At 31.0% G+C, this 21,647-nt stretch carries 20 protein-coding genes and 1 tRNA gene; 15 read left to right on the top strand and 6 right to left on the bottom strand.

Going from position 1 to position 21,647, the window contains the following annotated elements:
* Nucleotides 1-1,143 carry a DNA polymerase III subunit delta' gene (locus tag BXQ17_RS09455; protein ID WP_077810410.1) on the bottom strand — a complete coding sequence of 381 codons (1,143 nt, stop codon included), beginning with the start codon at nt 1,141-1,143 and terminating at the stop codon, nt 1-3.
* Between the two features lie 78 nt (nt 1,144-1,221).
* On the opposite strand from BXQ17_RS09455, the gene BXQ17_RS09450 reads away from it, so the two are divergent.
* From BXQ17_RS09450 to BXQ17_RS09440, 3 genes are all read left to right on the top strand, one after another.
* Entirely contained in the window at nt 1,222-2,013 is a 792-nt protein-coding gene (locus tag BXQ17_RS09450) for a hypothetical protein (protein ID WP_077810409.1), read from the top strand.
* Between the two features lie 102 nt (nt 2,014-2,115).
* A complete protein-coding gene (pgk, locus tag BXQ17_RS09445; RefSeq protein ID WP_077810408.1) occupies nt 2,116-3,303 on the top strand; it encodes a phosphoglycerate kinase in 1,188 nt (395 codons plus the stop codon).
* A 134-nt stretch (nt 3,304-3,437) separates the two neighbouring features.
* Entirely contained in the window at nt 3,438-4,478 is a 1,041-nt protein-coding gene (locus BXQ17_RS09440) for an aldo/keto reductase (RefSeq protein WP_077810407.1), read from the top strand.
* A gap of 78 nt (nt 4,479-4,556) precedes the next feature.
* Here the strand turns inward: BXQ17_RS09440 and BXQ17_RS09435 are convergent, their stop codons facing one another.
* Nucleotides 4,557-4,868, bottom strand: coding sequence for a DUF6370 family protein (locus BXQ17_RS09435; RefSeq protein ID WP_077810406.1), 312 nt, complete (start codon nt 4,866-4,868; stop codon nt 4,557-4,559).
* Between the two features lie 3 nt (nt 4,869-4,871).
* Entirely contained in the window at nt 4,872-6,557 is a 1,686-nt protein-coding gene (locus BXQ17_RS09430) for a glutamine--tRNA ligase/YqeY domain fusion protein (protein WP_077810405.1), read from the bottom strand.
* Nucleotides 6,558-6,668: 111 nt separating this feature from the next.
* Here BXQ17_RS09430 and BXQ17_RS09425 point away from each other — a divergent pair, with 111 nt between their 5' ends.
* From BXQ17_RS09425 to BXQ17_RS09395, 8 genes are all read left to right on the top strand, one after another.
* Nucleotides 6,669-6,884 (top strand): zinc ribbon domain-containing protein, encoded by a 216-nt coding sequence (locus BXQ17_RS09425; protein WP_077810404.1) that lies wholly within the window; start codon nt 6,669-6,671, stop codon nt 6,882-6,884.
* Between the two features lie 50 nt (nt 6,885-6,934).
* Nucleotides 6,935-7,366, top strand: coding sequence for a DUF2452 domain-containing protein (locus BXQ17_RS09420; protein ID WP_077810403.1), 432 nt, complete (start codon nt 6,935-6,937; stop codon nt 7,364-7,366).
* A 1-nt stretch (nt 7,367) separates the two neighbouring features.
* Nucleotides 7,368-7,724 (top strand): dihydroneopterin aldolase, encoded by a 357-nt coding sequence (folB, locus tag BXQ17_RS09415; RefSeq protein ID WP_077810402.1) that lies wholly within the window; start codon nt 7,368-7,370, stop codon nt 7,722-7,724.
* A gap of 85 nt (nt 7,725-7,809) precedes the next feature.
* Nucleotides 7,810-7,880 (top strand) — tRNA-Cys (locus BXQ17_RS09410).
* 169 nt (nt 7,881-8,049) lie between these two features.
* Complete coding sequence (locus tag BXQ17_RS14550) at nt 8,050-8,223, top strand: hypothetical protein (protein WP_154066937.1); 174 nt, start codon at nt 8,050-8,052, stop codon at nt 8,221-8,223.
* 132 nt (nt 8,224-8,355) lie between these two features.
* Entirely contained in the window at nt 8,356-9,201 is an 846-nt protein-coding gene (locus BXQ17_RS09405) for an MBL fold metallo-hydrolase (RefSeq protein ID WP_077810401.1), read from the top strand.
* A 10-nt stretch (nt 9,202-9,211) separates the two neighbouring features.
* Nucleotides 9,212-10,909 carry a S8 family serine peptidase gene (locus tag BXQ17_RS09400; RefSeq protein ID WP_077810400.1) on the top strand — a complete coding sequence of 566 codons (1,698 nt, stop codon included), beginning with the start codon at nt 9,212-9,214 and terminating at the stop codon, nt 10,907-10,909.
* Between the two features lie 67 nt (nt 10,910-10,976).
* Nucleotides 10,977-12,818 carry a M1 family metallopeptidase gene (locus BXQ17_RS09395; protein ID WP_077810399.1) on the top strand — a complete coding sequence of 614 codons (1,842 nt, stop codon included), beginning with the start codon at nt 10,977-10,979 and terminating at the stop codon, nt 12,816-12,818.
* Nucleotides 12,819-12,879: 61 nt separating this feature from the next.
* Here the strand turns inward: BXQ17_RS09395 and BXQ17_RS09390 are convergent, their stop codons facing one another.
* From BXQ17_RS09390 to BXQ17_RS09380, 3 genes are read right to left on the bottom strand one after another with little or no spacing between them, the layout of a single operon-like run.
* Nucleotides 12,880-13,545 (bottom strand): LysE family translocator, encoded by a 666-nt coding sequence (locus BXQ17_RS09390; protein WP_077810398.1) that lies wholly within the window; start codon nt 13,543-13,545, stop codon nt 12,880-12,882.
* Between the two features lie 20 nt (nt 13,546-13,565).
* On the bottom strand, nt 13,566-14,612 hold the full coding sequence (locus BXQ17_RS09385; RefSeq protein WP_077810397.1) for a ferredoxin--NADP reductase: 1,047 nt from the start codon (nt 14,610-14,612) through the stop codon (nt 13,566-13,568).
* 11 nt (nt 14,613-14,623) lie between these two features.
* Nucleotides 14,624-15,613, bottom strand: a complete 990-nt coding sequence (locus BXQ17_RS09380) for an aspartate-semialdehyde dehydrogenase (RefSeq protein WP_077810396.1) — start codon at nt 15,611-15,613, stop codon at nt 14,624-14,626.
* Nucleotides 15,614-15,949: 336 nt separating this feature from the next.
* Between BXQ17_RS09380 and BXQ17_RS09375 the strand changes: the two genes are divergently transcribed.
* The 4 genes from BXQ17_RS09375 (at nt 15,950) to BXQ17_RS09360 (ending at nt 21,645) form a co-directional block, all read left to right on the top strand.
* Entirely contained in the window at nt 15,950-16,981 is a 1,032-nt protein-coding gene (locus BXQ17_RS09375) for a rhodanese-related sulfurtransferase (protein WP_077810395.1), read from the top strand.
* Between the two features lie 401 nt (nt 16,982-17,382).
* Nucleotides 17,383-18,876 (top strand): regulatory iron-sulfur-containing complex subunit RicT, encoded by a 1,494-nt coding sequence (locus BXQ17_RS09370; RefSeq protein ID WP_077810394.1) that lies wholly within the window; start codon nt 17,383-17,385, stop codon nt 18,874-18,876.
* Complete coding sequence (locus BXQ17_RS09365) at nt 18,854-19,354, top strand: gliding motility lipoprotein GldH (protein ID WP_077810393.1); 501 nt, start codon at nt 18,854-18,856, stop codon at nt 19,352-19,354. Before BXQ17_RS09370 ends, BXQ17_RS09365 begins: the two co-directional genes overlap by 23 nt.
* Nucleotides 19,354-21,645 (top strand): penicillin-binding protein 1A, encoded by a 2,292-nt coding sequence (locus BXQ17_RS09360; protein WP_077810392.1) that lies wholly within the window; start codon nt 19,354-19,356, stop codon nt 21,643-21,645. The genes BXQ17_RS09365 and BXQ17_RS09360 overlap by 1 nt, the downstream gene beginning before the upstream one ends.
* Nucleotides 21,646-21,647: the final 2 nt, after the last annotated feature.

The following is a 21,647-nucleotide window of genomic DNA, read 5'->3' as shown; positions in this document are numbered from 1 at the left end:
TTACAAAGTTTCTTCCTTCTTATGAAGAAATCTTGTTAATTTCATAGAAAGGTCTAATAAAATAATTTTAGCATTTCCGTTTCTTTCGATATGATACATTGCATCATTTAGTTCTTTTTCAATCTCTAAAATATTACCAGCGTGCACAAAAGGGGCAAATTTAGAAAGATCAAAACCTGTTTTAGTTTCCATAAAAACCAAATTGTCACTTTTGTAATTAAGTAGCAAAGCTTGTCTAAAAAACTGTAAACAATACTCTAAAAATCGTTTTTGAGTTTCTCTACCTGTTTTAGCAATAGTTTCAGACCATTCTATTAATTGCTGTACAACTGCTGCGTTTCCTTTGGCTCTAAATGCAGTACGAATCCAAGCAACAAACCATTCTTCGAATACCATATCAGAAGAATCATTATGTAATAGGTGTACGGCTTTATTATAATTTCCTTCTGCTTGATGCGCAATTTTAGCGGCTTCATTTTCAGAACAATTTTCTCTTTCAATCAAAGCATTCGCAATATCACTTTCACTTAAAGCAGGAAAGTGCAAGGCCTGACATCTAGATTTTATGGTGTTTATTATCTGTTCTTCACTTTCTGTAATTAGTAAAAAAACAGTTTTATTTGGTGGCTCTTCTATTAATTTTAAAAGTTTATTTGATGCTGCAATATTCATTTTTTCTGCCATCCAAATAATCATCACTTTAAAACCACCTTCGTAAGATTTTAACTGTAATTTTTTTACAACAGCTTCTGCTTCATCAACACCAATATTACCTTGTTTATTTTCTACACCAATAAATTGCAACCAATTAAAGAGACTTCCGTAGGGATGATTTTTTGTGAAATCTCGCCAATCTTCCAAAAATAAATTACTAACAGCATGTTTTTTTACAGTGTTATTTGTGGTTACCGGAAAAGCAAAATGTAAATCTGGGTGTTGTAGTTTTTCGCATTTAATATTACAAGCTTCTACATTATCAGAAAAATTACATAATAAATATTGCGCATAGGCAATAGCCATTGGTAAAGTACCGCTACCTTCTTTTCCTACAAACAATTGAGCATGTGGTATTCTACCATTTTTTGCAGAAACTTGCAAATGGTTTTTTATGTGATCTTGACCTATAACTTGGTTAAAAAGCATAAGCAAATATAAGTGTTTCTTAAATTTTTAATTAGAAATTTTTGTATTTTTAATGATTACAAAAATCAAAAATAAAGTATGAAAAAGTTTTTACAAATAACAAATGGTATTGCCTTTGTTGCCATGGTGTTTATAAATTATTTATCAAATACAGGTGCCATGAATAACACAACAATAGGTAGTGTGTCTAAAAATTTAAACACTCTATTTACACCTGCTGGTTATGCTTTTTCTATTTGGGGAATTATATATTTATTATTATTTGGTTTTGTAATCTATCAAGGTAGAAGTCTTTTTGTAGATGTAAAAGATAACAATTTTGTAGACAAAATAGGCTTCTGGTTTTTAATTTCTTGTTTAGCAAACATGGCTTGGGTTTTCTGTTGGATTTATGAGTTTACCGGTTTGTCTTGTATTTGCATTTTTATTTTGCTCTTTTCTATTTTAAAAATTGTTGTAAACAATAAAATGGAAATTTGGGATGCTCCTTTATCAATTATATTTTTTCTGTGGTGGCCTTTTGTAATATACGCTGGTTGGGTAACGGTTGCAAGTATTGCAAATGTATCATCGTATTTAGTGAAAATAAATTGGTCTGGTTTTGGAATTTCTCCTGTAATCTGGACGATTATTCTAATAATTATTGCGACAATAATTAACTTAATAGTTACATGGTCTAGAAACTTAAGAGAGTTTGCTTTAGTTGGAGCTTGGGCTTTAATAGCAATTGGGGTTGCCAATAAAAACAATACTATAGAAACAATTGCTTTTGTAGCAGCAACTATATTAATTTTAAGCAGTACAATGCACGCATATCAAAATAGAGCAACTAGCCCTGTTAATAAACTTAAAAACAAGTTTAAATCTTAAAATTGATGTAGCGTATAGTCTACGCAAACGATATCTTAATTTTTCAGTAATCAATTTCTATAAACCTAAAGATTTAGGTATTTTTGTTAAAAACAAACAATAATGAAAACACTAAAAGATTTTAATTTCGAAAATAAAAAAGCAATTATTCGTGTAGATTTTAATGTTCCTTTAAATGATAAATTTGAAGTTACAGACACTACAAGAATTCAAGCAGCTAAATCTACAATTATAGATATTTTAGAACAAGGAGGAAGTTGTGTTTTAATGTCTCATTTAGGAAGGCCAAAAGGTTTTCAAGAAGAATTTTCTTTAAAACATATTGTTAAATCTGTAGTAGATATTATAGGTTGTAATGTAAAGTTTGTAGAAGATTGTATTGGTGATAAAGTAGAAGAAGCAGTTGCAAACTTAGAATCTGGAGAAATTTTATTATTAGAAAATTTACGTTTTTACGAAGAAGAGAAAAAAGGAGATGTTGCTTTTGCAGAAAAACTATCTAAGTTTGGTGATATTTATGTAAATGATGCTTTTGGTACTGCACATAGAGCGCATGCATCAACAACAATTATTGCACAATTCTTTGAAGAAAATAAATGCTTCGGAAATTTATTAGCAAGAGAAATCGAAAGTATAGATAAAGTATTAAACAATTCAGAAAAACCTGTTTTGGCAATTTTAGGAGGCGCAAAAGTTTCATCTAAAATTACAGTAATAGAAAATATTTTAGACAAAGTAGATCACTTAATAATTGGTGGTGGTATGAGTTTTACATTTATCAAAGCACAAGGTGGCACAGTTGGTGACTCTATTTGTGAAGATGATAAAATGGATTTAGCTTTAGATATTTTAAAGCAAGCAAAAGAAAAAGGTGTAGAAGTACATATACCTGTAGATGTAATTGCTGCGGATGATTTTAATAACGCTGCAAATACTAAAGTTTTAGATATTACTCAAATTCCTGATGGTTGGCAAGGTTTAGATGCAGGACCAAAATCTAGAGAAAATTTTGATGTTGTTGTAAACAAATGTAAAACTATTTTGTGGAACGGACCGTTAGGTGTTTTTGAAATGGAAACATTTTCTGAAGGCACAATTGCCTTAGGAAATTCTATTGATAATGCAACTAAAAACGGAGCTTTTTCTTTAGTAGGTGGAGGAGATTCTGTAGCTGCAGTTAAGCAATTTGGTTTTGCAGAAAAAGTAAGCTACGTGTCTACAGGTGGTGGCGCAATGCTAGAAATGTTAGAAGGAAAAACATTACCAGGTATAGAAGCTATTTTAAAATAAGAAACTAATATATTTTATTGATAAGCGTATAATTTTTAAAATTATGCGCTTATTGTTTTTTTATAGATTTAGCTTTAAATTCGTAAGCAATTTATTGTCGTAAATATTTAAATTAAGAGATACATTTTATATAAATGAAATACACAAAACTTGGTAATACATCGATAGAAGTTTCTAAAATCTGTTTAGGAACCATGACTTGGGGTAAACAAAATACGCAAGACGAGGCATTTGAACAAATGGATTATGCTTTAGAAAAAGGTGTAAACTTTTTTGATACTGCAGAATTGTATCCGGTACCAGCAACGCCAGAAACTTATGCAGAAACCGAAAGAATTATTGGTAATTGGTTTCAAAAAACAGGTAATAGAGAAAAAGTAGTTTTGGCAAGTAAAATTGCTGGTGGTGGCGATTATACAAAACATATTAGAACAGGTGGTTTTAATAGGAAAAATATTACAGAAGCTGTAGAAGCAAGTTTAAAAAGATTACAAACAGATTATTTAGACTTATACCAGCTGCATTGGCCAGATAGAGGTGTAAACTGTTTTGGTACTAGAGATTATCCTTACAAAACATCATCCAAAGAGGCAGAAAATCATTTAGAAATTTTAGAAACGTTAAACAAGTTTGTAAAATCTGGAACAATAAAAGCTATCGGACTTTCTAATGAAACCCCTTGGGGAACAATGAAGTATTTGCAAACTGCAGACTCAAATAACTTAGTAAGACCCGTTACAATACAGAATTCATATTCTATGATTCATAGAGCCTACGAATACGGAATGAGTGAGGTTTCTTTAAGAGAAAATATTGGTTTATTGGCATACTCACCATTGGCGCAAGGTGTTTTGTCTGGTAAATACTTAGACGGAAACAAACCAGAAGGAGCAAGAGGAACTTTGTTTCCTAGATTTATAGCACGTTATATGGGCGATGGTTCTTTAGAAGCTGTAAAGAGATATGAGGCAATTGCAAAAAAGAACAATTTAACATTATCAGAATTATCACTTGCATTTATAAATCAGTTACCGTTTGTAACTAGTAATATTATTGGAGCAACAAAAATGAGTCAGTTAAAAGAAAATATCAATTCAATAAATATTAATTTATCTGAAGATGTTTTAAAAGAAATAGAAGCAGTACATGCAGCAATACCAAATCCTGCACCTTAATTTATAGAGCTAAATATTAGCGTAAAAAAAAACCGAAGTAAACTATTACTTCGGATTTTTTTTATGATTAAAATATAATTATTTCATTTCTAAAAGCTTTATTTCTGTAGCTTTAAATCTATTATTCTCTATAACACCAGTAACTTCTGCTTGCCTTATAACTTCGCAAAAACCAGTGTGTTTGTCGTGTGCATCGCCAAAATCATCAATATTAAAACCATCTACAAAATAGGCTTTCTCGTCAATTTTTACAGCTAAGCTGCAACCTTCTTCAGAATCTAAATCAAATTTACACTGTCCGCAAGAAATAGCTGCCACTTGTTTAACTTCTTTGTTATTAGAACAAGAAATTGTGAAAATTAAGATTGTTATTAAAAATAATTTTTTCATGCTTTATTTTTTAGCCCAAGAATCTCTTAAACCAACTATTTTATTAAAAACTAAATTTTCTGTTGTAGAATCATCATCAACATTAAAATATCCCATTCTTTGAAACTGAAAACGCTCTCCTATTTTTGCAGTTTGTAAACTAGGTTCTAAATAAGCATTAATAATTTCTAAAGAATTTGGGTTGATAAACTCCATATAATCTTTGTCTTTATGTGAATCTGGTGCTTCGTCTAAAAATAGTCTATCATATGCTCTTACTTCTGCTTTTATAGCGTGTTTTACAGAAACCCAATGCAAAGTTCCTTTTACTTTACGTAAGCTTTCTGGTGTACCACTTCCAGATTTTGTTAACGGATCGTAAGTACACTGTATTTCTGTAATATTACCATCTGCATCTTTAGTGCAACTATTTGCAGTAATAAAATAAGCGTTTTTTAAACGAACTTCTTTACCTAATTTTAAACGGAAAAACTTTTTATTTGCTTCTTCTCTAAAATCTTCTCTTTCGATATAAATTTCTCTAGAAAAAGGAACCTTTCTGCTACCAAAACCATCTTCATAATCGTTGTAATTAGCGTCTAATAACTCTTCTTCTCCTTCAGGGTAATTTGTAATTACTACTTTAACAGGGTCTAAAACAGCCATTACTCTAGGTGCTGTTTTGTTTAAGTCTTCACGAATTTTAAATTCTAATAAAGCAACATCTATTACGTTTTCACGTTTAGAAACCCCAACAGTTTTTACAAAACTTCTAATAGAAGCAGGTGTATAACCACGTCTTCTTAAGCCAGAAATTGTTGGCATTCTTGGGTCATCCCAACCAGATACAATACCTTGTTCTACTAAAGTTAATAACTTACGCTTACTCATTATTGTATAGCTTAAGTTTAAACGAGAAAACTCTCTTTGTTTTGGTGGATTTGGATATTCTGATTTGCTGAAATCATATACATTATCACGAAACCAATTGTATAATTCTCTATGAGGTTTAAACTCTAAAGAACATAAAGAATGTGATATTTGTTCTATATAATCGCTTTCACCATGCGTCCAGTCGTACATTGGGTAAATACACCAATCTGTACCAGTTCTGTGGTGTGCTTTGTACATAATTCTGTACATTAGTGGATCTCTCATTAACATATTAGGGGAACTCATATCTATTTTTGCACGCAATGTATGTTCGCCTTCTTTAAACTTACCATCTTTCATGTCTTGAAACAAGGTTAAGTTTTCTTCTACTGTTCTATCTCTAAAAGGGCTATTTGTACCTACAGAAGTTGGCGTACCTTTTTGTATTCTCATTTCTTCTGATGATTGAGAATCTACATAAGCTTTACCGTCTTTAATTAATAAAATTGCCCAATCATATAATTGCTGAAAGTAATCTGAAGAATAACATTCATTAGCCCAAGTGTAACCCAACCAAGAAATGTCTTTCTTAATTGCGTCTACATATTCTTGCTCTTCTTTAGCAGGATTTGTGTCATCAAAACGTAAGTTAACAGGCGCATTATAAGTTTCACCTAAACCAAAACTAATACCAATAGCTTTTGTGTGACCAATGTGCAAATAACCGTTAGGTTCTGGCGGAAAACGAAAACGTAAATTTTCTTTTGGCATTCCGTTTGCTAAATCCTCTTCTATAATATGCTCTAAAAAATTGAGCGATTTCTTCTCTTCAGACATCGTTTTATATGAAAAAATTAAGAAACAAAATTACATAAAATACTTCATTGGTATTAAGAGTTTTGTAACAAAATTGTAAAATTTGCAACTAATAGATAAACACAATTTATTATGAGCGATAAAATTAAAAATTACACTTGCCCTAAATGTAACAGTAAAACTTATAAACTAGGACAAATGAGGGCAACCGGTGGTACATTGTCTAAAATTTTTGATATTCAAAATCAGAAATTTACAAGTGTTACTTGCGAGCGTTGCACATACACAGAATTTTACAAAACAAAAACAAGTGCTATTAGTAATGTTTTTGACTTTTTCACCAACTAATTTTTTTCAAAAGCTATAAAATTGCCTCTTTTTTGTCGTAATTTTGTAATATGAAGAAAGACGGAGAAAAAAAGCCCGATTTAGTTGTTTTTAATGAGGAAACTAAAAAATACGATGCTGCTTTAAAACCATATGGTACATCTGCAAGTTCGCCAGTAATTAAGCCTTCAAACACGGCAACTTGGACCGCCGATGGTGTAAGACGCACAAATAAAATTTTAAAGGGAAAATTTGAAGAAGTAAGAAGAGAGTACGAATTGTTAATGGAGAAATTTCATTACAATGATATGCTTTATAATGCAAAGTTTGGTTTCGAACCAATAATTGGCGAAACATATCATCTTTACTTAAATAAAAAAGATGAATTATTTTTGTCTATAATAGAACCAAGCGAATGGAGTTTAGAGTACAAAGGTTCTTTTAGATTAAATTCTGATAAAATGTGGGAAAAAGTAACAACAGAAACAAAGCCAGAAGCTTAAAATGGGAATAATACAAGTAAATAATATTAAGCTTTACGCTTATCATGGTTGTTTAGATGAAGAAGCCAAAATTGGTTGCGAATATAGAGTAGATGTAGAGGTAAAGGCAAGTTTAAGAAAATCTGCAAAAACAGATGAGTTGGCAGATACTGTAGATTATGTACATCTAAATCATATTGTAAAAGAAGAAATGGCAATTAGATCTAAATTATTAGAAGAGGTTGCACAAAGAATCTTAGATCGATTTTTTAGAGAAATTCGAATGATTAGAAGAGCTAAAGTTTCTGTAGCAAAAATTAACCCACCAATAGGCGGAAACGTAGAAGAAGTAGCTATTATTTTAACAAAAAAGAGATAAGATAAAAAAATACTTGCAATACTTGTAAATTTGCGTAAATTTGCAATCCTTAAAACGATATATATTTATATTGTTTTAATAAAAAGGTGTCTTGGCCGAGTGGCTAGGCAATGGTTTGCAAAACCATGTACAGCGGTTCGAATCCGCTAGACACCTCAAAAAAGCCTTAATCTTTTGATTAAGGCTTTTTTATTTATATGATAATCACAAGAACTAATTTATTAAATGCAGTTTAACGTTAGAAAATAGTCGTTTATCGAAAAATCAAAAATTTGGGTGACTTGTAAATGTACATTTGTACAACCAAACCAAAACACTGCAAACTATGTTTTTACAAATTTTACCACCAGATGCATACGCAACAACAGCTACAGAAACCGTAATAGACAATCAATTACTATTTGTTGTTTTAGGATTAGCAATAGGAGTTTTTGCAATAATTAAAGTTGCTAAGGTTTTAAGTAAAATTAAAATTGTAAAGCCAAGTTTTACTTCTTAAGAATTAGATTTTTATTAACAGAAAATTACACTTTTTTCTTCATATTTGTAGGCTACAAATTATATTTTTTGTAGTTTACTATTTATAAAATCATTAAATATTAATTTTTAATGATTTTTTTAATTTTATATAATGAAGATATATCCTATAGAAACAGGTAATTTTAAGTTAGATGGTGGCGCAATGTTTGGTGTTGTACCTAAAAGTATTTGGCAAAGAACTAATCCTGCAGATTCAAATAATTTAATAGACATGAGTATGCGTTGTATGCTTATAGAAGATGGAGATAGACTTGTTTTAATAGACACAGGATTAGGTACTAAGCAATCGGATAAATTTTTTGGTTATTACTATTTGTTTGGAGATTTTTCTTTAGACAGTTCTTTGGCTAAATATGGTTTTCATAGAGACGATGTAACAGATGTTTTTTTAACACATTTACATTTCGATCATTGTGGAGGTGTAATAGAATGGAATTCACAAAAAACTTTATTACAACCTGCTTTTAAGAATGCAAAATTTTGGTCGAACGATAATCATTGGCAATGGGCAACAGAACCAAATGCCAGAGAAAAAGCTTCATTTTTAAAAGAAAATATAAATCCGATTAAAGAAAGTGGTCAGCTTAATTTTATCCATAGAAATGCAATTGACCAAATAGGATTTAATGTTTTGTTTATGGATGGTCATACAGAAAAACAAATGTTACCAAAAATAACATATCAAGGTAAAACAATTGTTTTTATGGCAGATTTATTACCTACAATTGGGCATATTCCTTTACCATATGTAATGGGTTATGATACAAGACCTTTATTAACAATAAAAGAAAAAGCTGCTTTTTTAAACGAAGCTGCAGACAATAATTATTACCTTTTTTTAGAACACGATGCTTATAATGAGCTTTGTACGGTTAAGCATACAGAAAAAGGAGTAAGATTAAAAAATACACATAAATTTACAGATATATTTAATTAAGAGAAGAGAGATGAGAGTATTAAAGCCAATTATTTATACAGCAGTTGCTAGTCTTGTTTTTGCAAGTTGTAAAACATCAATAAATACAATTCCGGTGCCAAATGGTGCAGAAAATGTGATAAATATTCCTGCTAAAAAAGGAGCATTAACAGAAGAAGAAGTACAAGTTTGGAGTCATATGGATTTACAAACAGACTCGATTCCGGGTATGAGTATTGCAAAAGCATATCAATTTTTAGAAGGTAAAAAAGGAGTGCCAGTAATTGTTGCTGTTGCAGATTCTGGTATAGATGTAGAACATGAAGATCTAAAGGATGTTGCTTGGGTTAACCCTAAAGAAGTAGCAAATAATAATAAAGATGATGATAACAACGGTTATATAGATGATGTACACGGATGGAATTTTCTTGGAAATAAAGAAGGTAAAATTGTAAATGCAGATCAACTAGAACTAACTAGAATTGTTAAAAAAGGAATGGACAAATTTGGCGATAAAAAAGCATCTGAAATTACAGATGCCGATAAAGCTGAATTTCAAGAATTTTTAAAGTTAAAAGAAAAGTATACACAATCTGTGGCTGCTCATAAACAAGAATTATTCAATCTTGAGCAAACAGAGACAAGAATTACACAAATAGAGCAAAATTTTAAAGATGTAAAAGAGTTTTTAGGAAAAGAAGATTTTACTATAGAAGATTTAAAAAGTGCAAAACCAAAAAGTGCGCAATTAGCAGCAAAAATTGCCGATGTTTCTAATATGTTATCTAGAGGCATGAGCGAAAAAGGTTTGCTAGACTATAAGAAACAGTTATTAGATTATAAGAAAGGTAAAGACGCTTCTAAAAGTTATGATTTAGATTTTAATGCTAGACAAACTTTGGGCGATGACTTATATGATATTAACGATAAATTCTACGGTAACAACAATGTAATTGGTTCTAAAGATTTAGAAAGTCATGGTACACACGTTGCAGGTATAGTTGCAGCTTCTAGAAATAATAATAAAGGTGTAAACGGTGTTGCTAGCAATGTTAAGATTATGGCAGTAAGAGTTGTGCCAGATGGCGATGAGCACGATAAAGATATTGCTTTAGGAATTCGTTATGCAGTTGATAATGGTGCAAAAATTATAAATACAAGTTTTGGTAAAGCATATTCCCCAAATAAACAATGGGTTTATGACGCTATTAAATATGCAGAAAGTAAAGATGTTTTAATTGTAAATGCTGCTGGTAATGATGGTAAAAATATTGACATCGAAAAAACATACCCAAATGATTCTAAAGATTTAGTAAACGAAATTGCAGATAATGTTTTAACAATAGGAGCAATGAGTTTACATTATGATGAAAATTTGCCAGCTACTTTTTCTAATTATGGTAAAATGAATGTAGATGTATTTGCGCCAGGTGTAGATATTTATGCAACATTCCCTAAAAATGAATACGAAGCAATTAGTGGTACATCTATGGCAGCACCTTCTGCAGCGGGCGTTGCAGCTTTAGTGCGTTCGTATTATCCGCAGTTATCAGCAAGTCAAGTAAAGCATATTTTAATGAATTCTGGTTTAAAAGTTAATTTTGATGTTATCAAACCAGGTACTAAAGATGAAAAAGTTCCATTCTCAGATTTATCAGTTTCTGGTAGAGTAGTTAATGCTTATAATGCGTTAATTATGGCAGATAGAATTGTAAACGGAAAAAAATAATAATTACAAACAGCAATCTTTTGATTGCTGTTTTTTACTTTTATATTTAAATTTAATTAACTATCACATGAAAAAAAACCTACTTTTATTTTTTGCAATTGCTATAATTACTTCTTGTAACCAAACAAAAGAAGCCACATATCAGCAAAAAAAAGACACTAAGTTTACTACTTATTGGCAACAACACATCGATTATACAATGGATATTGATGTTGATACAGAAAAGTATCAATATAAAGGTTCACAAAAAGCGGTGTACACAAACAACTCTCCAGATCAATTAGATAAAGTTTACTATCACTTATATTTTAATGCTTTTCAACCAGGTTCTCAAATGGATGTTAGATCTTTAAACATCAAAGATCCAGATAGAAGAGTTAGAGATAGAATTAGTAAATTAAATGCTGATGAAATTGGTTATATTAAAGTAAATTCTTTAAAACAAAACGGAACAGCGGTAACTTATGAAACTGTAGGTACTATTTTAGAAGTAACTTTAAATACGCCAATTAAATCTGGTGAAACAGTTACTTTAGATATGGATTTTGATGCACAAGTTCCTGTTCAAATTAGAAGAACTGGTAGAAATAATAAAGAAGGTGTTGCACTTTCAATGTCTCAATGGTATCCTAAAATGGCAGAATATGATTTTGAAGGTTGGCATACACCTCCTTACATTGCTAGAGAATTCCACGGAATTTGGGGTAATTTTGATGTGAAGATTTCTATTGATAAAGATTACGTTGTTGGTGGTACAGGTTATTTACAAAATCCGCAAGAAATAGGACACGGTTATGAAGACAAAACAAAGCAGTTAAACGTACCAAGTACAGAGAAATTAACTTGGCATTTTAAAGCACCAAATGTGCACGATTTTATGTGGGCAGCAGATCCTAACTACAATCATGATGTTTTAAAAATGGCAAACGGAATTGATTTACACTTTTTATATAAGAAAGATTTAGAGGCAAAGTATTTAAGAAACTGGAAAGAATTACAGCCAAAAACAGCTGAATTAATGTCTTATTTTAGTAAGCATGTTGGTCAATATCCATATAAACAATATTCTGTTATACAAGGTGGAGATGGTGGTATGGAATATGCAATGTCTACTTTAATTACAGGAAAAAGAAGTTTTGGTAGTCTTTTTGGTGTTACTTCTCATGAAATGGCACACACTTGGTTTCAGTTTTTGTTAGCTACCAACGAAAGTAAACACCCGTGGATGGATGAAGGTTTTACATCTTATATTTCTAACAAAGCATCTTATGAAATTTTAAAAAGAGGCGACAAAAATCCGAATGCAGGTCCTTACAGAGGTTACAATTATTTAGTAAAAAACAATATAGAAGAGCCATTAACTACGCATGCAGATAGATACAATACAAATGCAGCTTACAGTACAGGTAGTTATGGTAAAGGAAGCATGTTTTTGTCTCAATTAGAGTATGTAATTGGTGCAGATAATGTAGCAAAAGGATTAAAAAAATACTTTACAGATTTCAGTTTTAAACATCCAACACCAAATGATGTAAAACGTTCTATGGAAAAGGTATCTGGTATTCATTTAGATTGGTATTTAAATGAGTGGACACAAACGATACATACAATAGATTATGGTGTAAAATCTGTAAACAACAAAACAATTACTTTAGAAAGAATTGGTAAAATGCCAATGCCTATCGATTTAGAAGTTACTTATGTTGATGGTTCTGTAGAAAACTTTAATATACCATTAAGAATAATGAGAGGTAATAAGCCAACAAAAGCAACTGTTATTACAGATTGGGGTTGGGCAATGCCAACATATACTTTTAACGCATCGAAAGCAGTTAAATCTGTAACAATAGATAAAAGTAAATTAATGGCAGATGTTAATGCCGATAATAACTTTTACGAAGTAAAATAATACTTCTACAAAAAAGAGAAAAGCCTCATCATAATTTATGATGAGGCTTTTTTATTGTTATCTAGTTTATAAAATCTTCAATTCTATCATTTGGTATAAAACCTTTTAGCATTAAGAATACACCGCAAATTATCAATATAATTCCCATAATTTTTTTCACTCTAAAAATTACTTGTGGTGTCATTTTAGATTTTAATTGTTTTGCTAAAAAAATCTTACCTAAATCGGTTACAAAATAACCTATTAAAACAGTACCAAAGTACCAAAATATAGCATTTTGATCCATTTTTAAGGTAGGTCCAATTACAAGAACAGTACCTAACCAAAAAGCTAAAACACCAACGTTTATAAAGTTTAAAAAGAATCCTTTAAAAAATAATTTTAAGTAGTTGTTTTTTATGGGTACATCTACAATTTTAGCAGATTCTAATGCTTCTTTTTTGTTCTCTTTTTCTAAATACGTAATTAAACCATAAATTATAAGTACCAAGCCACCAAGAAAGAACAATCGCGGATCGTCTTTAATTTTTTCTAGCAGAGATCTACTTCCGTAGTAAGCAATTAGAATAAAGGATAAATCGCCTAAAATAACACCTAAATCAAAAACAATTGCAGCTCTAGCGCCTTTTAAAATACTAGTTTGTATTAACATAAAAAAAACAGGTCCTATCATGAAAGCCATGAAAAAACCTATTAAAAAAGCATTTTTAAAGTCGTAAATATCCATATTGGCAAAAATACGGAAATTTAAACATCATCAAAGTCAATTGTAATTTTTGGTGTTGTTGGATATGCTTGACATGCTAAAACTAAACCTTCTTCAATTTCACTATCTGTAAGTATAGAGTTTTTTACCATTACAGCTTTTCCTTCGGTAACTTTACACATACAAGAACTACAAACACCACCCTGACAAGAGTAAGGTGCGTCTAAGTTATTGCGTAAACTTGCCGCTAAAAGATCGTCTGTTTGTTGCATAGAAAAAGTAGTTTCTTCATCGTCTAAAAGAACTTTAACTTCTGTAACGCCCTCTTTAATTTCTGCAGCAGCTTCTTTATCAATAGAAGTTGTAAATAATTCGAAATGAATATTTTCTTTACTAATTTTATTTGCAGCTAGAGTTTTAGAAACTTCTTCTATCATTTGTTCTGGTCCGCATAAAAAAGCAGCATCAAAACTAGTTTCTTTGTACATGTTTTTAACAAAATACTTTGTTACGTTTTCGTCTATTCTACCACGTAAACCATTTTTAACGTTTTCTCTACTATAAATAAAATGCAGCTTTAAACGTTCTGAATACGTATCTTTTAAATCATTTAATTCGTCAAAAAAGATAGTGTCTGCAATAGATTTATTACCATAAACTAAAGTGAAATTAGAAGTGTTTTCTTCTTCTAAAACCGATTTTACCATCGATAAAATTGGTGTAATACCAGAACCTGCAGCAAAACCAATATAGTTTTTATTTGCTTCTGTATTTAAAAGAAAACGACCTTCTGGTTCAGAAACTTCAATTTCATCACCAGCTTTTAATTCAGAAGTTGCATATTTAGAAAAAACACCATTTTCTACTGCTTTAATTGCAACTCTAATTTCTCCGCTTTTTGGTGTAGAGCAGATAGAATATGCTCTTCTAACTTCTTCACCATTTATTACTTTTTGTAACGTAATATATTGACCTGCAACAAAATTAAAATTGTCTTTTAAATGTTGAGGTATTTCTAATAAAACAGAAACCGCATTTGCGGTTTCTTGTTTTACTTCTTGTATGTTTACTTTGTAAAATGTTGCCATTTAAATATGTTTTATACCAAATTATTTGCAATTAAATATTCGGCAATTTGAACTGTGTTGGTAGCAGCACCTTTTCTAAGGTTATCTGCAACAATCCACAAATTTAAGGTATTTTCTTGAGATTCGTCTCTTCTAATTCTACCAACAAAAACTTCATCTTTATTATGTGCATTAATTGGCATCGGATATACGTTGTTAGCCAAATCATCTTCTACAATAACACCAGGAGTTTCGCTTAAAATTGTTCTAACTTCTGTTAAATCGAAATCATTTTCAAACTGCACGTTAACAGCTTCAGAATGCCCACCAGCAGTAGGAATACGAACCGCGGTTGCAGTTACAGAAAAAGAATCATCACGTAAAATTTTCTTAGGTTCTTTAACCAATTTCATTTCTTCTTTAGTGTAGCCGTTGTCTAAGAAAATATCGCAATGTGGTAAAGCGTTTCTACCAATTTTATGCGGATACGCCATTTCTCCGTCTACGCCAGCCTCTTCATTATCTAGTTGTTGTACCGCTTTTACACCAGTACCAGAAACAGATTGATACGTAGAAATTACAACACGTTTCATGGTATATTTAGAGTGTAACGGCGCTAAAGCCATTACCAATTGTATTGTAGAACAGTTTGGATTAGCAATAATTTTATCATCCGCAGTTAAAACATCACCATTAATTTCTGGAACTACTAATTTCTTTGTCGGATCCATTCTCCAAGCAGAAGAATTATCTATAACCGTTGTACCAACTTCTGCAAATTTTGGTGCCCATTCTAAAGAAGTATCGCCACCGGCAGAAAATAAAGCCACATCTGGTTTTAAACTCACAGCATCTGCTAAGGTTACAATAGTATATTCTTTGCCTTTATAAGATAATTTTTTACCGGCAGATCTTTCAGATGCTACAGGTATTAACTCAGTTATAGGTAAATTACGTTCTTCTAAAACTTGTAACATTACAGTTCCAACCATTCCAGTTGCTCCAACTACAGCTATTTTCATCGGTATTTCTATTTAATAATTTTTATGATACTACAAATATGCTAACAAATTAGTAACCAGCCATTCTTTTAATAAAAATTTACCAATATAATTTCTCTTGTTTAAAATTAAACAAATTGATATAAAATTATATTTACAAGTTAATTTTGAAGCTATTTCCTGCTTTCGCTACTCGCTTTTTTTGCAGAAAAAGCAAAAAAGAGCTCAAACAGACCGCTCTATCAGGGCTAAACTATTTGCATACAATTGGTCTTTTCTATTACATTCTTTGTTTTGAAATGACTGTTTAAAAAACTAACTTTGCAAAAATATATAGTTTAACCTAAAAAGTATAGCATGCAACTGTACAATAAGTTAAGCGCAAAAGAACGCGCTGCATTAATAGATGAGGCTGGTAAAGACCGTCTTACAATATCATTCTATCAATACTTCAAGATAGAAAATCCACAATTATTTAGAGATAAATTATTTTTAGAATGGAACGCTTTAGATGTTCTTGGTAGAATTTATGTTTCTTACGAAGGTATCAATGCACAATTATCGGTACCATCAGAAAATTTTTATGCTTTAAAAGAACAATTAGATAGTATTTCATTTTTAAAAGACATACGTTTAAATGTTGCGGTAGAGCAAGATAATAAATCGTTTTTAAAATTAAAAGTGAAAGTTAGAAACAAAATTGTTGCCGATGGATTGAATGATGAGACTTTTGATGTAACTAACAAAGGAGTACACTTAAATGCCAAAGAATTTAATGAAATGTTGGCAAATCCAAACACGATTTGTGTAGATATGCGTAATCATTACGAAAGTGAAATTGGACATTTTGATGGTGCTGTAACGCCAGATGTAGATACTTTTAGAGATTCTTTAGACATTATAGAAGAAGATTTAAAAGACAATAAAGAAGACAAGAATTTATTGATGTATTGTACCGGCGGTATACGTTGCGAAAAAGCATCTGCATATTACAAACACAAAGGTTTTAAAAACGTATTTCAATTAGAAGGCGGAATTATAGAATATACGCGTCAGGTAAAAGAAGAAGGAATTGAAAATAAATTTATTGGTAAAAACTTTGTATTCGATCATAGAAGAGCAGAACGTATTACAGATGATGTAATTTCTAATTGTCACCAGTGTGGTAAAGCGTGCGACGAGCATACAAACTGCGCAAACGAAGCATGTCATTTATTATTTATACAATGTGATGAATGTTCAGAAAAGATGGAAAACACCTGTTCTACAGATTGTCAAGAAATTATTCAGTTATCTTACGAAGAACAAAAAGAACTTCGAAAAGGGAAGGGAAATAGCAACAAAATCTTTAAAAAAGGACGTTCTGAGAAATTAAAGTTTAAGAAGTAAATTTAAAAACGATATTTGAAAGCTCTCAATTTTTGAGAGCTTTTTTTATGGATTAAATTTTAAAATATATCTGAATTCAAAAAAGATTATCAGTGAAATTAAATTACACGCTTACTAATTATTTACCTACAAATTCTAATAACAGAGAAATTAAAGCTACTGTTTATAGTAATTTCGTTTTAAAATTAAATATCAGTTCTCTTAAACTTATAAAAAGCTATTTTTTCATTCTTTAAGAATGCGTATATTTACGAATTAGACAAAATTAAGTGGTGTTTTTATACTTGCTTGATAATCAGAATTATGAACTTAAAGATTCTTAATTTTTATGTAATTTAAAGAGGTTTTTTGATGTAAAACGTTTAATTACTAAGAGTTAAAAATTATAAAATATAAATCACATGGCATGTGGAAGTTGCGGTACAACAGAAAATGGTGTACCAAAAGGATGTAAGAGTAATGGTAATTGTGGTAGTGGAACCTGCGGAAGTGGTAGTAATAAATTAGCTGTTTTCGATTGGCTTTCTAACATGACGTTACCAACCGGGCAAGAACGTTTTAATATTTTTGAAGTCCGTTTTAAAAACGGAAGAAAACATTTTTATAAAAATGTAGATAACTTACCCATAACAATGGGAGATATTGTTGCTGTAGAAGGAAATCCTGGACACGATATTGGTACCGTTTCTTTAGCCGGAGAATTGGTGAAAGTGCAAATGAAAAAGCGCAAAATTACCGCAGATCACGAAGACGTTAAAAAAATCTACAGAAAAGCAAGTCAAAGAGATATCGATATTTGGCAACAAGCAAGAGGTAAAGAAGAAGAAACTCAAAGAAGAGGAAGAGAAATCTTAGGTCGCTTAGGTTTGCAAATGAAACTGTCTGATGTAGAATATCAAGGAGATGGTAACAAAGCAACATTTTACTATACAGCAGACGCAAGAGTAGATTTTAGACAACTAATTAGAGATTTGGCAAGTGCATTTTCTATTCGTGTAGAAATGAAACAAGTTGGTGCAAGACAAGAAGCAGCAAGACTTGGTGGTGTTGGTTCTTGTGGTAGAGAGTTGTGTTGTTCTACTTGGTTAACAGATTTTAGAAAAGTAACAACATCTGCAGCGCGTTATCAGCAATTATCTTTAAATCCGCTAAAGTTAGCAGGACAATGTGGAAAATTAAAATGCTGTTTAAACTTTGAATTAGACACGTATTTAGATGCCTTAAAAGCGTTTCCGAAACAAGATGTAGTTTTAAAGACAGAAAAAGGAGATGCCGTTTTTGTAAAGATGGATATTTTTAAAGGACATCTTTGGTACACTTATAAAGAAGAACGTTTTAAGTGGTTTCGTTTAACTTTAGATCAAGTCTTAGAAATTATAGATTTAAATAAAAATAACGAAAAATCTGCTACGTTAGAAGAATATGAATCTGATGTAGAAATTCCTGTAAAAGTAGATTTTGAAGATGCTGTTGGGCAAGATAGTTTAACAAGGTTTGATGTGCCAAAAACGAGCAAAAGAAGAAGAAATAACAGAAACAAGAAAAAGAAAAAACCTGTTGCAGCTGCGGCAAGCACAACGCAACAAAAGCCAAACGTTAGAAAGAAACCACAAGCTAAGCCTGTCGCAAAAAAAGGAAACAGGCAATCACAAAAAAATAAGCCACAACAACAAGGGCAAGCACAAGGGCAGCAAAAACAAAATAAACCAAAGCAGAAACCAAAGCCAAGACAAAAACCTGTTGCTAAAAATACAGATGCTACAAAACCTGTTGCAAAAGCGAATGCAAATACAAACAAACCAAAGGTAGAAGGTAAAACGCCAAACAAACCAAGAAGAAATAATAGAAATCGTAAAAACAATACGCCCAAGAATGGAAACGATTCAGAAAAATAAAATGTTACTTTTTGTAGGTTTTTTCTTTTTGATGATTTCTTGTCAAGACGTATCCGAGTTTAATCAATATAAAACATTAGAAGATGGTTCTTGGAAATCGAACCAAGATTTAACGTTTAATTTTGAAGTTAAAGATACGATTCGACCAAAAAATTTGTTTATCAATATTAGAAATAATAATGAATACGAATACAGTAATTTGTTTATAATAACAACTTTAAAATTTCCGAATAACACAACAATTATAGATACGTTGCAATATGAAATGGCAGATGAAAAAGGGGTGTTTTTAGGTAGTGGGTTTTCTAGTATCAAAGAAAATAAATTATTTTATAAAGAAGAAAAAGTTTTTCCTACTTCTGGAAATTACGTTTTAAGTGTAAAACAAGCAATGCGAAAAAACGGAGAAATTAACGAGATTAAAAATTTAAAAGGAATTTTAGACGTTGGTTTAACTATTGAAAAAATTAATGAATAATGGCAAAAAAAGAAACTACAAGTTTTAAAAAATATTTAAAATGGTTTTGGGGAATTGTTTTAGGAGGTTTTACACTAATCTTATTGTTGTTTTTGTATACAGCCTGGGATCCTTTTGATGCTTTACCATCTTTTGAAGAATTAGAAAACCCGCAGACCAATTTAGCAACAGAAGTTATTTCTATTGATGGTAAAACAATAGGAAAATATGCAACAGAAAACAGAACGCCAATTACTTTTAAAGAGTTGCCAACAAATTTGGTGAATGCATTAGTTGCTACAGAAGACGAGCGTTTTTACGAACATTCTGGTATTGATTTTAGAGGAACAGCAAGAGCTGTAGTAAAGTTAGGCGCTGGCGGTGGTGCTAGTACAATTACACAACAACTGGCTAAAAATTTATTTACCAAAAGAGCTTCTGGTAACAAAATAAAAAGAGTTATACAGAAAGCAAAAGAATGGATTGTTGCCATCAAATTAGAACGCCAATACACAAAGCAAGAAATAATTGCAAGGTACTTAAATACACAAGATTTTATTTTTAGAGCAGTAGGTATTAGATCTGCTTCAAGAATTTATTTTGGTAAAGAAGCTAAAGATTTAGATTTACAAGAAGCAGCAATTATTGTTGCGATGTTAAAAAATCCGAGACAATACAATCCGTATAGAGAAATCTCAAAAAAGAAATCTTTAAATAGAAGAAATGTGGTTTTTGCTCAGATGTATAAAAATAGTTTTATCACAGAAGAAGAAAAAGATTCATTGCAAAAATTACCTTTAAAAATTAACTTTACTCCAGAAAGTCATAGTGATGGTTACGCCACTTATTTTAGAGGACACTTACAAAAAGTGATGCGTAAATGGGTAAAAGAACACCCAAAACCTAACGGAGAGGAGTATAATATTTTTGAGGATGGTTTAAAAATCTATGTAACTTTAGATTCTAGAATGCAACAGTATGCCGAAGAAGCCGTAAATGAGCATATGGCAAATTTGCAGAAATACTTTTTTAAAGAACAGAAAAATAATAAAACGGCTCCTTTTCTAGATATTGAAAAAAGCCAAGTTGCCGGAATTTTAAACAGAGCTAAGAAAAACTCTGAAAGATATAAGCGATTAAAAAAAGCTGGAAAATCCTCTAAATATATAGATGAAGTTTTTAAGAAAAAAACGGCAATGAAAGTGTTTTCTTATAAAGGAGATATTGATACAATTATGTCTCCAAACGATTCAATTAAATATTATAAATACTTTTTACGTTCTGGTTTATTATCAATAGAACCACAAACAGGGCACATTAAAGCTTGGGTTGGTGGCGTAAATTATAAACACTTTAAGTTTGATGCAGTAGAACAACAAAAAAGGCAAGTAGGTTCTACCTTTAAGCCATTTGTATACGCAACTGCAATTAATCAATTAAAATTGTCACCATGTACAGAGTTTCCTAATATTCCTTATACGATTCCGCAAGGAAAATACGGAATTCCAGAAGCTTATACACCAGAGAATTCTAACTCTAAGTATGGCGGAATGTTAACGCTTAAAGAAGGTTTAGCAGGTTCTGTAAATACAATGTCTGCCAGATTAGTAGATATGGTTTCACCAGAAAATGTTGTTCGATTGGCAAAGTCTGCGGGTATCGAAACTGATATACCGGCAAATCCTTCTATTGCTTTAGGTGCTGTAGATTTATCATTATTAGAAATGGTTAGTGCTTATTCTACTTTTGCAAATAGAGGTTTGCGCGTTAGCCCTATGATTATTACAAGAATAGAAGATAAAAACGGAACAGTTTTAGAAGAATTTACACCAAAAACACAAGAAGTTTTAAGTGAAGAATCTTCTTATGTTGTTTTAAATCTTTTAGAAGGTGTAACTCAATCTGGTTCTGGTGCAAGATTACGTTCGGGCTATACAGCTTATCCAAAAATTGTAACGGGTTTTCCATATAAATTTACGAATGCAATTGCAGGTAAAACGGGTACAACTCAGAATCAATCAGATGGTTGGTTTATGGGTGTTGTGCCAAATTTGGCAACTGGAGTTTGGACTGGTGGAGAGGATAGATCTACGCATTTTCCTGGTATTGGTTATGGCCAAGGAGCAACTATGTCTTTACCTTCTTGGGCTTTATTTATGCAAAAATGTTATGCTGATAAAAGTTTAAAAATTAGTAAAGCAGAATTTGATAAGCCAGAAAACTTATCGATAAATATCAATTGCGAAGAAGATACAGATGATAAGGATAATAAAGAAGAAGAGGTTGTGCCACAAGAAGATACAGACTTTTAATT

It is taken from the genome of Polaribacter sp. BM10, assembly GCF_002005425.1.
GTDB lineage: Bacteria > Bacteroidota > Bacteroidia > Flavobacteriales > Flavobacteriaceae > Polaribacter > Polaribacter marinaquae.
This window is presented reverse-complemented; position numbering and strand designations above follow the sequence as displayed.

Excerpts from the sequence above, each read along its gene's own strand:
- BXQ17_RS09455 (WP_077810410.1), bottom strand. The coding sequence starts at position 1,143 with ATGCTTTTTAACCAAGTTATAGGTCAAGATCACATAAAAAACCATTTG.
- BXQ17_RS09395 (WP_077810399.1), top strand. The coding sequence starts at position 10,977 with ATGAAAAAAAACCTACTTTTATTTTTTGCAATTGCTATAATTACTTCT.
- BXQ17_RS09420 (WP_077810403.1), top strand. The coding sequence starts at position 6,935 with ATGAAGAAAGACGGAGAAAAAAAGCCCGATTTAGTTGTTTTTAATGAG.
- folB (WP_077810402.1), top strand. The coding sequence starts at position 7,368 with ATGGGAATAATACAAGTAAATAATATTAAGCTTTACGCTTATCATGGT.
- BXQ17_RS09400 (WP_077810400.1), top strand. The coding sequence starts at position 9,212 with ATGAGAGTATTAAAGCCAATTATTTATACAGCAGTTGCTAGTCTTGTT.
- BXQ17_RS09380 (WP_077810396.1), bottom strand. The coding sequence starts at position 15,613 with ATGAAAATAGCTGTAGTTGGAGCAACTGGAATGGTTGGAACTGTAATG.
- BXQ17_RS09375 (WP_077810395.1), top strand. The coding sequence starts at position 15,950 with ATGCAACTGTACAATAAGTTAAGCGCAAAAGAACGCGCTGCATTAATA.
- BXQ17_RS09370 (WP_077810394.1), top strand. The coding sequence starts at position 17,383 with ATGGCATGTGGAAGTTGCGGTACAACAGAAAATGGTGTACCAAAAGGA.
- BXQ17_RS14550 (WP_154066937.1), top strand. The coding sequence starts at position 8,050 with ATGTTTTTACAAATTTTACCACCAGATGCATACGCAACAACAGCTACA.
- pgk (WP_077810408.1), top strand. The coding sequence starts at position 2,116 with ATGAAAACACTAAAAGATTTTAATTTCGAAAATAAAAAAGCAATTATT.
- BXQ17_RS09425 (WP_077810404.1), top strand. The coding sequence starts at position 6,669 with ATGAGCGATAAAATTAAAAATTACACTTGCCCTAAATGTAACAGTAAA.
- BXQ17_RS09440 (WP_077810407.1), top strand. The coding sequence starts at position 3,438 with ATGAAATACACAAAACTTGGTAATACATCGATAGAAGTTTCTAAAATC.
- BXQ17_RS09385 (WP_077810397.1), bottom strand. The coding sequence starts at position 14,612 with ATGGCAACATTTTACAAAGTAAACATACAAGAAGTAAAACAAGAAACC.
- BXQ17_RS09435 (WP_077810406.1), bottom strand. The coding sequence starts at position 4,868 with ATGAAAAAATTATTTTTAATAACAATCTTAATTTTCACAATTTCTTGT.
- BXQ17_RS09450 (WP_077810409.1), top strand. The coding sequence starts at position 1,222 with ATGAAAAAGTTTTTACAAATAACAAATGGTATTGCCTTTGTTGCCATG.
- BXQ17_RS09390 (WP_077810398.1), bottom strand. The coding sequence starts at position 13,545 with ATGGATATTTACGACTTTAAAAATGCTTTTTTAATAGGTTTTTTCATG.
- BXQ17_RS09360 (WP_077810392.1), top strand. The coding sequence starts at position 19,354 with ATGGCAAAAAAAGAAACTACAAGTTTTAAAAAATATTTAAAATGGTTT.
- BXQ17_RS09365 (WP_077810393.1), top strand. The coding sequence starts at position 18,854 with ATGGAAACGATTCAGAAAAATAAAATGTTACTTTTTGTAGGTTTTTTC.
- BXQ17_RS09405 (WP_077810401.1), top strand. The coding sequence starts at position 8,356 with ATGAAGATATATCCTATAGAAACAGGTAATTTTAAGTTAGATGGTGGC.
- BXQ17_RS09430 (WP_077810405.1), bottom strand. The coding sequence starts at position 6,557 with ATGTCTGAAGAGAAGAAATCGCTCAATTTTTTAGAGCATATTATAGAA.